The sequence below is a fragment of the Streptomyces sp. NPDC051211 genome (assembly GCF_040689505.1).
Taxonomy (GTDB): domain Bacteria; phylum Actinomycetota; class Actinomycetes; order Streptomycetales; family Streptomycetaceae; genus Streptomyces.
Window position 1 is genome coordinate 1 of the sequence record NZ_JBFBAV010000079.1, and the last position, 12288, is coordinate 12288.

The following is a 12288-nucleotide window of genomic DNA, read 5'->3' on the forward strand; positions in this document are numbered from 1 at the left end:
GGAAGACCCGGGGCTCCGCCTCGGACCCCGAGCCTCAAACGCCGGCGGGGCTGGGAAGACCCGGGGCTCCGCCTCGGACCCCGAGCCTCAAACGCCGGCGGGGCTGGGAAGACCCGGGGCTCCGCCTCGGACCCCGAGCCTCAAACGCTGGCGGGGCTGAATTCAGCCCGCGCGGCGTTTGAGCGCACCGGGCGCGAAGCGTCCGGAACGGGTGCCGGGCGCAGCCCGTGCACCGGGGGTGGGGCGCAGCCCCACGAGCGGGGTCCGGGGCCGCAGGCCCCGGTTTCGGGAAGGGGCGGGTAGGGGAACAGCCCCGCGCAGCGGCCGCCCGCGCCCCGACCCCGCTACGCCGCCGAGGCCCGGCCCTGCGAAGCCGGCCCCTCTTCCTGGCCCGGCCCAGCCTCCGGGTCCGACCCGGTCTCCGGCCCCGGCCCAGCCTCCGGCCCCGGCCCAGCCTCCGGGTCCGCCCCGGTCTCCGGCCCCGGCCCAGCCTCCAGGGGCGACTCCGCCTCGCGGCCCAACCCAGCCTCCAGGCCCGGCCCAGAGACGGCCCCAACCCCCGGGGCCAGAGCATCGGCGTCCGCCGGGCCCGCGGCCAGAGCATCGGCGTCCGCCGGGCCCGAAGCCAGAGCATTGGCGTCCGCCGGCCCCGCGGCCAAGGCATGGGAGTCCTCCCGCGGTGGGGGAGTCTCGGTCGGGAGTCGGTGGGGTGTTTCCGGGGTCGGGGGCTGGGCTGCGCGTTCCAGGAAGCGGAGGAGTTCCACCGGGAACGGCAGCACCAGCGTGGAGTTCTTCTCGGCAGCCACCGCCACCACCGTCTGCAGCAGCCGCAACTGCAGCGCCGCCGGCTGCTCCGCCATCACCCCCGCCGCCTGAGCCAGCTTCTTCGAGGCCTGAAGCTCCGCATCCGCGTTGATCACGCGCGCCCGCCGCTCCCGGTCCGCCTCCGCCTGCCGGGCCATCGAGCGCTTCATCGTCTCGGGCAGGGACACGTCCTTGATCTCCACCCGGTCGATCTGGACGCCCCACCCGATCGCCGGGCTGTCGATCATCAGCTCCAGCCCCTGGTTGAGCTTCTCCCGGTTGGACAGCAGATCGTCCAGGTCCGACTTGCCGATGATCGACCGCAGCGAGGTCTGCGCCATCTGGGAGACCGCGAAGCGGTAGTCCTCCACCTCGATGAGCGCGTTCGCCGCATCCACCACCTTGAAGTACACGACCGCGTCCACCCGCACCGTGACGTTGTCCCGGGTGATGCCCTCCTGGGCCGGCACCGGCAGCGTCACGATCTGCATGTTCACCTTGTGCAGCCGGTCCACGAACGGCACCACCGTGGTGAATCCGGGCCCGCGGATCCCCTCCCGCAGCCGCCCGAAGCGGAAGACCACGCCTCGTTCGTACTGCTTCACCACCCGGGCCGCGGCGGCCACGTAGACCGCGATGCCGGTGCCCGCGGCGATTCCCGCTGTCAGCAGTTCTTCGACCATGACGGCCCCCTGCGAGCCCGAGCCCTGCCAGGCATACCTTCGTACCTACGGTATGCCCTACAGCCAGGCCGCGAACTCCAGCAGCAGCTCGGAGTCCCGGTGCCGTCCGGCGGCCAGCGCCCGCAGCCCGGACTCCACCGCCCGGAACAGGGTCCAGCCGCGCAGCCGGTCCCGGTCCACGTCCAGCGAGTCCGCCAGCCGGTTCACCCGCCGCCGGGCGCCCGCCGGCCCCGCCGAAGACGCCACCTGGTCCTCCAGCCGGTCCCGGACCAGCCGGGCCAGGTCGTAGGCCCGCTCGCCGACCAGCGGCTCCGGGCCGACCGTCAGCCACGGCGCCCGCTCGCCGGCGAGGACCTTGCCCTGCCGGAAGTTGCCGTGCAGCAGCAGTTCCTCCGGCGGCAGCGCCGCCAGCTCGTCCCGCACCGCGAGGGCCGTGCCGGCCAGCGCCTGCAGCTCCGCGGGCGCCGCCTTCAGCCCGGCCGACTGGCGTTCCGTACGCTCGGCCACCGTCTCGAACCCGTGCCCGGCCGGCGGCGCCACCCACAGCCGCCGGATCGTCCCGGACGCCTCCAGCAGGGCCTTCGCCTCCGGCAGGGAGCGCAGCGACACCTCCGGCTGCAGGCGTTCCAACAGCAGGGCGCCGTCGTCGTGGCGGGTGTCGAGCAGGCGTACGGCGCCGAACCCGCCCCAGTGCGCCAGCGCGGCCAGTTCCAGGTCCGGCAGGGCACTCGGCGGGGCCAGCTTCAGTACCGCCGGGGTGCCGTCGGGGTACCGGACGAGCACCACCAGGCTGCTCCGGCCGCCCGGTGCCTGCACCCGCAGGGCCTGCACCCCGCGCCGGGCCAGCGCCTCCTCGGCGAGACCGGGGAGCCGGGCCAGCCAGTCCTCGTGCTGCGCCGTGTCCGGCTGCTCGCCGAGCGCCCGTACAAGCCGCTCCGGCGGTTCGAAAGCCATGCGTGCGTGGTCCCTTTCAGCTGTGCTGGGCCGGTTGCGCCTGTCCCGCTCGTTCCGTCAGCCCAGGGAAGGCTACGCCGCCGCCCCGCCAGCGTGCCGCCCGGACGGCCGCCGCGGTGAGCGCGTCGGCCGCCTCCCGGCGCAGCGGGCCGTGCGCCGCCCGCACCAGATCGGAGTACGCGCCCGCCACCCGGTCCTCGATCCCGGCGGCCAGCCGCTCGGCCTCGGCGGGGGTGCGCACCGCGAAGGGCAGCCGGTACGCCGCCTCGGCCGGGCGCGGCGCGCCGCCGAGTCCGCGGACCGTCCGGGTGAGCGCGTCACGCCGCGCGAGATGTCCGCCGTACGCGTCCCGGGCCTCGGCGGTGCGTGCCGCGGCGGCCCGGGCGCCGATCACCCCGTACCCGTAGACGGCCGCGTGTTCGGCGGCGAGGGCGGCCTGGGCGGCGGCCAGGACCCGGTCGGAGCCGGTAGTGGATTCGGGCGTCATGCCGTGGCTCCCGGGGTGGTCAGCAGATGGTGGTGGACGGCACCGCAGGCCGCGACCGAGGCCAGCAGCCGGGCCAGCTCGCCGGGTGCTTCGGCCAGCGCGACCGTGCGGTTCTCGGCGAGGCTCCGTTCCGCGTCGGCCAGCGCGGCCACCGCGTCGGCCGGCTTGGGGGGAACCGGCGCAACCGGCGGGACGGACGGGACCGACCCCTGGGCGGCGGGCGCCCCCGACGTCCCGGGAGCTCCTGGTGTTTCCGAGGGCGCCGGTGTTGCGGATGCCTTCGGTCCGGCGGCCCCGGACGCCTTCGGTCCGGCGGCCCCGGCGGCCGCACCGTCCGGGCTCAGCGCCGCCGCGTGCGCGGCGACGGCCGCGCGCAGCGGCGCCAGCCGGCCGGCCAGCGCCGGATGGGCCGCGAGGGTGGCGTCGTACCGTTCCAGCAGGGCCCGGCTGTCGCGAACGGCCGCTTCCCGGATCCGCCGATCGAGTGGAACTGCCGGGCTCGGGCGGGATCCCGCGCCGGTCTCCGGCTCCGAGCATCCGGTGAGCAGGGCGGTGCCCAGCACTCCGGCGGTGCCGGTGAGCAGGGTTCTTCGCGAAGGAGCGGTCCAGGGCACGGCGGTCCTCGGGGGCGGGGGGCGGCGGAAACAGGCAGTGATCACGGTACCCGGGGCGCCCGTCAAGGGGCGGACGGCAACACCCTCCGCGACCGGATACCCTTTGACCTGACACGCGATCCACGCGACGGAAACCACAACAGCACACGCGGCCGAGGAGTCACCCGGATGAGCACCCCCCAGAGCGACAGGCTGCGCGGACTGCTGGAGCCGCTGGTCGCCGCGAAGGACCTGGACCTGGAAGACATCGAGGTGTCCCGGGCGGGCAAGCGGCGGATGCTCCGGATCATCGTGGATTCCGATGCGGGCGTGGAGCTGGACACCTGTGCCGAGCTGAGCCGCGAGATCTCCGACACCTTGGACGAGACCGACGCGATGGGCGAGGACGAGTACGTCCTCGAAGTCAGCTCCCCCGGTGCCGACCGTCCGCTGACCGAGCACCGCCACTACGTGCGTGCCACCGGCCGCCTCGTGAAGTTCCAGCTCGCCGAGAGCGGCGACCTCGTCGCCCGGATCCTCGGCGTCGACGACGAGGGGCTGGACCTGGAGGTCCCGGGCGTGAAGGGCCGCAAGGCCACCGCCCGCCGCATCGCGTTCACCGACATCGCCAAGGCGCGGGTCGAGATCGAGTTCAACCGTAAAGACAAGAGCGGCAATCAGGAAGAAGAGGAGGCGTAGCCGTGGACATCGACATGAGTGCCCTGCGGGGTCTGGTCCGGGAGAAGGAGATCTCCTTCGACCTGCTGGTCGAGGCGATCGAGTCGGCCCTCCTCATTGCGTACCACCGCACCGAGGGCAGCTTCCGGCGTGCCCGCGTCGTGCTCGACCGCACCAACGGTCACGTGGTCGTGTGGGCGACGGAAGACCCGAAGGATCTGGAAGAGGGCCAGGAGCCCAAGGAGTTCGACGACACGCCGTCGGACTTCGGCCGCATCGCCGCGACGACCGCCAAGCAGGTGATCCTCCAGCGTCTGCGCGACGCCGAGGACGACCTGACCTTCGGCGAGTTCGCCGGCCGCGAGGGCGATGTCATCACCGGCGTCGTCCAGCAGGGCAAGGACCCGAAGAACGTCCTCGTCGACATCGGCAAGCTCGAGGCCATCCTGCCCGTGCAGGAGCAGGTCCCCGGCGAGGAGTACACCCACGGCCTGCGTCTGCGCACGTACGTCGTCCGGGTGGCGAAGGGCGTCCGCGGTCCGTCCGTGACCCTCTCGCGCACCCACCCCAACCTCGTGAAGAAGCTCTTCGCGCTGGAGGTCCCGGAGATCGCCGACGGCAGCGTCGAGATCGCCGCGATCGCCCGTGAGGCCGGTCACCGCACCAAGATCGCCGTGCGGTCCACCCGCTCGGGCCTGAACCCGAAGGGCGCCTGCATCGGCCCGATGGGCGGCCGGGTCCGCAACGTGATGGCCGAGCTGCACGGCGAGAAGATCGACATCGTCGACTGGTCGGACGACCCGGCGGAGATGGTGGCCAACGCCCTGTCCCCCGCCCGGGTGAGCAAGGTCGAGGTCGTCGACTGGGACTCCCGCTCCGCCCGGGTGACCGTGCCCGACTACCAGTTGTCGCTGGCCATCGGCAAGGAGGGCCAGAACGCCCGCCTCGCCGCCCGGCTGACCGGCTGGCGCATCGACATCCGTCCCGACACCGAGGGTGCGCCCGAGGGGTCGGGGGAATAAACCGGTACCGGTCCGGGGTTCCGGGCCGGTAGACAGGTGACGACCGAGATATAGAGACAACGTCCGTTCGATTTTTCGCCTGAAGGGGTGAGGTCGGTACGGGGAGGTAGACTGAGCGTGTCTGGCCGGACGCATGCCCGCGCATGCCCTGAGCGCACCTGCCTGGGGTGCCGGGAGCGAGCGGCCAAGAGCGATCTGCTGCGGGTCGTGGCGGTCGGGGACGAATGCGTACCCGACCATCGCGGTACGCTGCCCGGCCGGGGTGCCTACGTGCACCCTGCCGTGGTCTGCCTCGACCAGGCGGTGCGCCGCCGGGCGTTTCCCAGGGCCCTCAGGGTCCAGGGAACTCTCGACACCTCCGCGCTGCGGACGGTCATCGAGGCGACACCGTAAGAAGAAGTACGGCACGGAACCCCGTGCGATCAGGTACCTCGCGAGTTGGAAGTAGGTCGAGATTGCGATGAGCACTCGATGAGTACGCGATGAGTACGCCCATGAAGTAGCGACGGTCCGGCGTAACCCGGACCTAAAAGGAGCGAAGTGGCTAAGGTCCGGGTATACGAACTCGCCAAGGAGTTCGGGGTCGAGAGCAAGGTCGTCATGGCCAAGCTCCAAGAACTCGGTGAATTCGTCCGTTCGGCGTCCTCGACGATCGAGGCGCCCGTTGTACGCAAGCTGACCGACGCATTGCAGGGACCCGGCGCAGGCGCCGGCAAGTCCGCTGCGAAGCCCGGCGCGCCCCGCAAGGCCGCGCCCACCAAGCCCGCTGCGCCCTCCCCGGCCGCCGCGGCACGTCCTGCTGCCCCGAAGCCCGGCGCCCCGGCCCCCAAGCCGGCCGCCGCAGAGGCTCCGGCCGCAGGCGCCCCGGTGACCCCGGCCGCACCCGGCCCGCGTCCCGGTCCCAAGGCTCCGGCCCCGAAGCCCGCTCCGGCGGCTCCGGCCCCGGTCGCGGCCGAGTTCCAGGCGCCCCCGTCGGCTCCGGCCGCCCCGGCGCGTCCCGCCGCGACTCCGGGCCCGCGCCCGGCGGCGCAGCAGCGTCCGGCCGGCCCCGGCCAGTCCGGCGCCCGTCCCGGTGCCCGCCCCGCGGGTGCCGCTCCCGGCGGTCAGGCTCCGCGTCCCGCCGGCCAGGCTCCGCGTCCGGGCGGTACCCGTCCGGCCGGTCCCCGTCCCGGCAACAACCCCTTCACCTCCGGTGGCTCCACCGGCATGGCGCGCCCCCAGGCCCCCCGGCCGCAGGGTGCCCCGCGCCCCGGTGCCCCCGGCGCCGGCCAGGGTGGCCCGCGTCCGCAGGGCGCCGGCCAGGGTGGTCCCCGTCCGCAGGGTCCCGGCCAGGGCGGTCCCCGTCCTTCGCCGGCCGGCATGCCCCGTCCGCAGGGCGGCGCCCCGCGTCCCGGTGGTGCTCCCGGCGGTAACCGTCCGAACCCGGGCATGATGCCGCAGCGTCCCGCTGCCGGCCCGCGTCCCGGCCCCGGCGGCGGCGGTCGCGGTCCCGGTGGACCCGGCGGTCGTCCCGGTGGTGGCGGTGGCGCAGGTCGTCCCGGTGGCGGCGGCGGCTTCGCCGGCCGTCCGGCCGGTCCGGGCTCGCGTCCGGCCGGTGGCGGCGGCTTCGGCGGCCCGCGTCCCGGTGGCGGCGGCGGCTTCGGCGGCGGTCCCGGTGGCGGTGGCGGCGGCGGTCGTCCCGGCTTCGGTGGTCGTCCCGGCGGTCCCGGAGGCCGTGGTGGCACGCAGGGCGCCTTCGGCCGTCCCGGCGGTCCGGCCCGTCGTGGCCGCAAGTCGAAGCGTCAGCGTCGCCAGGAGTACGAGGCCATGCAGGCCCCGTCCGTGGGCGGCGTGATGCTGCCCCGCGGCAACGGCGAGACCGTTCGCCTGTCGCGCGGTGCATCGCTCACCGACTTCGCGGAGAAGATCAACGCCAACCCGGCGTCGCTGGTCGCGGTCATGATGAACCTCGGCGAGATGGTCACTGCCACGCAGTCCGTCTCCGACGAGACCCTCCAGCTCCTCGCGGGCGAGATGAACTACGCAGTTCAGATCGTCAGCCCGGAGGAGGAGGACCGCGAGCTGCTCGGGACCTTCGACATCGAGTTCGGCGAGGACGAGGGCGGCGAGGAGTTCCTCGTTGCGCGTCCGCCGGTCGTGACCGTCATGGGTCACGTCGACCACGGTAAGACCCGACTGCTGGACGCCATCCGCAAGACGAACGTCGTAGCGGGCGAGGCCGGCGGTATCACGCAGCACATCGGTGCGTACCAGGTCTCCACCCAGGTCAACGAAGAAGAGCGTCGCATCACCTTCATCGACACCCCGGGTCACGAGGCGTTCACCGCCATGCGTGCCCGTGGTGCCAAGTCGACCGACATCGCGATCCTCGTGGTGGCGGCCAACGACGGTGTCATGCCGCAGACGATCGAAGCGCTGAACCACGCCAAGGCGGCCAACGTGCCGATCGTGGTCGCGGTCAACAAGATCGACGTCGAGGGCGCCGACCCGGTGAAGGTGCGCGGTCAGCTGACCGAGTACGGCCTGGTGGCCGAGGAGTACGGCGGCGACACCATGTTCGTCGACATCTCCGCCAAGCAGGGTCTGCACATCGACTCCCTGCTGGAGGCCGTGGTCCTCACCGCCGACGCCTCGCTCGACCTGCGGGCCAACCCGGAGCAGGACGCGCAGGGTATTGCGATCGAGTCCCACCTCGACCGCGGTCGCGGTGCCGTCTCCACCGTCCTGGTCCAGCGCGGTACCCTCCGCATCGGTGACACGATGGTGGTCGGCGACGCGTACGGCCGAGTCCGCGCGATGCTCGACGACAAGGGCAACAACGTCGAGGAAGCGGGTCCGTCGACCCCCGTCCTGGTCCTGGGTCTCACCAACGTCCCCGGCGCCGGCGACAACTTCCTCGTCGTCGACGAGGACCGTACGGCCCGCCAGATCGCCGAGAAGCGGGCGGCGCGCGAGCGCAACGCCAACTTCGCCAAGCGCGTCCGCCGGGTGTCCCTCGAGGACCTCGACAAGGTGCTCAAGGCCGGTCTGGTCCAGGAACTCAACCTCATCATCAAGGGCGACGCGTCCGGTGCGGTCGAGGCTCTCGAGTCCTCGCTGCTCCAGCTCGACGTCGGTGAAGAGGTCGACATCCGGGTCCTGCACCGCGGTGTGGGTGCGGTCACCGAGTCCGACATCGACCTGGCGATGGGCTCCGACGCCATCGTCATCGGCTACAACGTCCGTGCGGCCGGCCGTGCCGCGCAGATGGCGGAGCGCGAAGGCGTCGACGTCCGGTACTACTCGGTGATCTACCAGGCCATCGAGGAGATCGAGGCGGCCCTGAAGGGTCTCCTCAAGCCGGAGTACGAAGAGGTCGAGCTCGGCACGGCGGAGATCCGCGAGGTCTTCCGCTCGTCCAAGCTGGGCAACATCGCCGGTGTCCTGGTCCGGTCGGGCGAGGTCAAGCGCAACACCAAGGCGCGCCTCCTCCGCGACGGCAAGGTCATCGCCGAGAACCTCACGATCTCGGGTCTGCGCCGCTTCAAGGACGACGTCACCGAGATCCGCGAAGGCTTCGAGGGCGGTATCAACCTCGGAAACTTCAACGACATCAAGATCGACGACGTCATCGCGACGTACGAGATGCGCGAGAAGCCGCGCGTCTGACGCGCAGCGATTCGCGACTGTCTCACGACGATGTCGTGACCGGGGCCGGTCGGCGGAATTTCCGTCGATCGGCCCCGGCCGTTCCGTGTACGGTTCTGGTGTCCCTGCCACCCGGTTGGCTGGCAGGCCACCGAACCCGAACCGGCGGGACATCCGGAACTGCATGTACGTGGGGACTCTGTCCTTCGACCTGCTCCTCGGCGACGTTCATTCGCTGAAGGAGAAACGCTCCGTCGTCCGGCCCATCGTCGCCGAGCTCCAGCGCAAGTTCTCTGTGAGCGCGGCCGAGGTGGGCGACCAGGACCTCCATCGCAGGGCCCGGATAGGGGTCGCGCTGGTGTCCGGGGACCCGGGGTTCGTATCGGACGTACTCGACCGCTGTGAACGGCTGGTCGCGGCACGTCCGGAAGTGGAACTGCTGTCGGTGCGACGGCGGCTCCACGGTGATGAAGACTGATTGCAAGACGAAGAAGGAGACGGACCAGTGGCCGACAACGCGCGGGCGAAGAAGCTGGCGGACCTCATCCGGGAGGTGGTCGCCCAGAAGCTGCAGCGAGGCATCAAGGACCCGCGCCTCGGTACGCACGTGACGATCACCGACACCCGGGTCACCGGTGACCTGCGGGAGGCCACGGTCTTCTACACGGTGTACGGCGACGACGAGGAGCGGGAGGCCGCGGCGAAGGGCCTGGAGAGCGCCAAGGGCATCCTGCGCTCGGCGGTCGGCCAGGCGGCGGGCATCAAGTTCACGCCCACCCTGACCTTCGTGGCCGACGCCCTGCCGGAGACCGCCAAGACCATCGAGGACCTCCTCGACCAGGCGCGCGCCTCCGACGCCCAGGTGCGGCAGGCCTCCTCGGGCGCCACGTACGCCGGCGAAGCCGACCCGTACAAGAAGCCCGACGAGGACGACGCAGCAGAATGAGCAAGCACGGAACCCCGACGCCGGACGGCCTTGTCATCGTCGACAAGCCGTCCGGCTTCACTTCGCACGACGTGGTCGCCAAGATGCGCGGAATCGCCCGCACCCGGCGGGTCGGCCACGCCGGCACCCTCGACCCGATGGCCACCGGAGTCCTCGTCCTCGGCGTCGAGAAGGCGACCAAGCTTCTCGGTCACCTCGCGCTGACCGAGAAGGAATACCTCGGCACCATCCGGCTCGGCCAGAACACGCTGACCGACGACGCCGAGGGCGACATCACCTCCTCCACGGACGCCTCCGCGGTGACCCGGGAAGCGGTGGACGAAGGCATCCGCAAGCTGTCCGGCGAGATCATGCAGGTCCCGTCCAAGGTCAGCGCCATCAAGATCGACGGCGTGCGGTCCTACAAGCGGGCCCGCGAGGGCGAGGAATTCGAGATCCCGGCCCGCCCGGTCACCATCTCGTCCTTCCAGGTGTACGACATGCGCGCGGCCGAAGCGGCCGACGGCACGCCGGTCGTCGACCTGATCGTCTCCGTGGTCTGCTCCAGCGGTACGTACATCCGCGCACTCGCCCGCGACCTGGGCGCCGACCTCGGCGTCGGCGGACACCTGACCGCACTGCGGCGCACCCGGGTGGGACCGTACAAGCTGGACAAGGCCCGCACCCTGGACCAGCTCCAGGAGGAGCTGACCGTCATGCCGATCGCCGATGCGGCGGCCGCGGCCTTCCCGCGCTGGGACCTGGACGCGCGGCGTGCCTCGCTGCTGGGCAACGGGGTGCGGCTGGAGATGCCGGACGAGTACGAGGCCGGGAAGCCGGTCGCCGTCTTCGGGCCGGAAGGGCGGCTGCTCGGGCTGGTGGAGCCCAAGGGCGGCAAGGCGAAGTCCCTGGCGGTCTTCGTCTGACGCCTGACGGTGTCGCCGGTCGGGAGCTCTGGCGGTGCTTGGCACTCCGGCACTCCGGAGCCCTGACACCCTCTAGACGCTTCGACGCTTCGACGCTTCGACGCTTTGACGTGGAGCGGTGAGCGCAAATGGTCCGATGCGGTCAACCGCGGTCGGACTGCTGCTCACCGCTCCACGACCCCCCTCGGGTAGCTCTCTATCCATCCGGACCCCGTAATTCACCCGTCCGAGCAGGCGCTCGGAGTGAATGGAGGGAGCGTAAGGGGGCGCTTTCCCCCGGTCTGCTTTCCCGGCTGATCTTCACCGACCTACGGTCGTGGCATGGAGGTCACGGGGGAGCTCGTCAGAATCTGCGATCCCGCCGGGCGGCCGCGGGGCAGCGGCTTCGTGGCCGACGACCGGGGGACGGTGATCACCAGCCACGAGGCCGTGGACGGCCTGGGTCGGTTGGTGCTGCACGGCGCGGGGGATCGGACCTGGCCGGCCGAGGCGGAGGCGGTGACGCCGCTCGCGTCGGCGGGGCTGGCGCTGGTACGGACGGACGGGCTAGGGGTCCGGCCGCTGCCGGTCGCGGCGGTGGAGCGGGTCCCGGCCGGGGCGTACGTACGGCTCTGCGCGCGCGGCTGGCGGCAGGCCAGGGTGCTGGGCGAGGCGGAGGTCACCTACACCGCGGCCGCCGGGAGCCACCGACTCGGCGCCGCACTGGACCTGGCCCTCGGCACGGACGGGATGGATGCGATCCGGCTGGGCGGGGAGGCCTGCGGGGGGCCCGTGCTGGACGCGGCCACCGGGGCGGTGCTCGCGGTGCTGGGCACTGCTCTGCACGCGGAGCACCGCTCCGGCGGTTTCGCGGTGCCGCTGCGCGCGGCGGCCGCGTCCGACCCGGGCGGCCCGCTCGCCGCCCTGCTGGCCCGCAATGCGGCGACCGTGCCGGGCTACGGGCCGGACCTGAACCTGGCGGGCGTCCTGGAGCTGACCGGAACCACCCTGGGCACGGCCCTCGCGGAGGCGGAGGGGGCGGTCGAACGCGCGGACGCCGCCGGGGTGTTGGCGGCGTTCACCGAGAGCCCGGCGCTGGTCCTCGGCCTCATCGGTGACCCGGGCACCGGCCGCACCACGGAACTCGCCCGCCTCGCCGCACGCCGGGCGCGCGGCCCCCTCCCGTCCCCGACGATCTGGCTCCGCGGGGCGGACCTCACGGCGGAGGACACCTCCCTCGCGGACGCCATCGCCCGCGCCCTGACCACGGCCTCCCACATCACCACGGCCGGCCCTGTCCGACCTGGCCCTGATCGGCCCGGCCCCGGCCAGCCCGGCCCCGGCGCGCCCGGTCCCGCTTGGCCCGGCCCCGGCCAGTCTGGCCCCACTCAGCCCCCTGGCCAGCCCGGCCCAGGCGTGCCCGGTCCCGGCCAGTCTGGCCCCGGTTGGCCCGGCCCCTCGGGCGCGGCGCCGCCGCCGGGCGTGCCGGTGCCGACCTCTGCTCCCCGGCCGTCTGGTGCGGCGCCGTTGCCGGGGGCGCTGCCCCCGGACCCCCGCGCCTCAAACGCCGGCGGGGCTGGGGGTGCGGCTGTGCGGTCCTCCGGTCCGCT

At 72.9% G+C, this 12288-nt stretch carries 12 protein-coding genes; 8 read left to right on the plus strand and 4 right to left on the minus strand.

Annotated features, from left to right (window positions below):
• Positions 1-344: 344 nt before the first annotated feature.
• From AB0447_RS35675 to AB0447_RS35690, 4 genes are read right to left on the minus strand one after another with little or no spacing between them, the layout of a single operon-like run.
• A complete protein-coding gene (locus AB0447_RS35675; protein ID WP_366481121.1) occupies positions 345-1487 on the minus strand; it encodes an SPFH domain-containing protein in 1143 nt (380 codons plus the stop codon).
• Between the two features lie 57 nt (positions 1488-1544).
• Entirely contained in the window at positions 1545-2441 is an 897-nt protein-coding gene (locus AB0447_RS35680; protein ID WP_366481122.1) for an aminoglycoside phosphotransferase family protein, read from the minus strand.
• Positions 2442-2457: 16 nt separating this feature from the next.
• Positions 2458-2928: a ferritin-like domain-containing protein gene (locus AB0447_RS35685; RefSeq protein WP_366481123.1), complete on the minus strand. Its 471-nt coding sequence runs from the start codon at positions 2926-2928 to the stop codon at positions 2458-2460.
• Positions 2925-3542, minus strand: coding sequence for a hypothetical protein (locus AB0447_RS35690; protein ID WP_366481124.1), 618 nt, complete (start codon positions 3540-3542; stop codon positions 2925-2927). The genes AB0447_RS35685 and AB0447_RS35690 overlap by 4 nt, the downstream gene beginning before the upstream one ends.
• A gap of 168 nt (positions 3543-3710) precedes the next feature.
• Here AB0447_RS35690 and rimP point away from each other — a divergent pair, with 168 nt between their 5' ends.
• From rimP to AB0447_RS35730, 8 genes are all read left to right on the plus strand, one after another.
• Positions 3711-4220 carry a ribosome maturation factor RimP gene (rimP, locus tag AB0447_RS35695; RefSeq protein ID WP_366481125.1) on the plus strand — a complete coding sequence of 170 codons (510 nt, stop codon included), beginning with the start codon at positions 3711-3713 and terminating at the stop codon, positions 4218-4220.
• A 2-nt stretch (positions 4221-4222) separates the two neighbouring features.
• Positions 4223-5221 carry a transcription termination factor NusA gene (nusA, locus tag AB0447_RS35700; RefSeq protein WP_366481126.1) on the plus strand — a complete coding sequence of 333 codons (999 nt, stop codon included), beginning with the start codon at positions 4223-4225 and terminating at the stop codon, positions 5219-5221.
• A 117-nt stretch (positions 5222-5338) separates the two neighbouring features.
• Complete coding sequence (locus tag AB0447_RS35705; RefSeq protein ID WP_366481127.1) at positions 5339-5614, plus strand: YlxR family protein; 276 nt, start codon at positions 5339-5341, stop codon at positions 5612-5614.
• Positions 5615-5761: 147 nt separating this feature from the next.
• On the plus strand, positions 5762-8869 hold the full coding sequence (gene infB, locus AB0447_RS35710; protein ID WP_366481128.1) for a translation initiation factor IF-2: 3108 nt from the start codon (positions 5762-5764) through the stop codon (positions 8867-8869).
• A gap of 163 nt (positions 8870-9032) precedes the next feature.
• Positions 9033-9326 (plus strand): DUF503 domain-containing protein, encoded by a 294-nt coding sequence (locus AB0447_RS35715; protein WP_366481130.1) that lies wholly within the window; start codon positions 9033-9035, stop codon positions 9324-9326.
• A 27-nt stretch (positions 9327-9353) separates the two neighbouring features.
• The gene (gene rbfA / locus AB0447_RS35720; RefSeq protein WP_351318275.1) at positions 9354-9794 is read left to right on the plus strand and encodes a 30S ribosome-binding factor RbfA; all 441 of its coding nucleotides are present in this window, start codon (positions 9354-9356) and stop codon (positions 9792-9794) included.
• Positions 9791-10699: a tRNA pseudouridine(55) synthase TruB gene (gene truB / locus AB0447_RS35725; protein ID WP_366481131.1), complete on the plus strand. Its 909-nt coding sequence runs from the start codon at positions 9791-9793 to the stop codon at positions 10697-10699. Before rbfA ends, truB begins: the two co-directional genes overlap by 4 nt.
• 321 nt (positions 10700-11020) lie before the next feature.
• On the plus strand, positions 11021-12288 hold a 1268-nt coding region (locus AB0447_RS35730; protein WP_366481132.1), incomplete at its 3' end, for a trypsin-like peptidase domain-containing protein.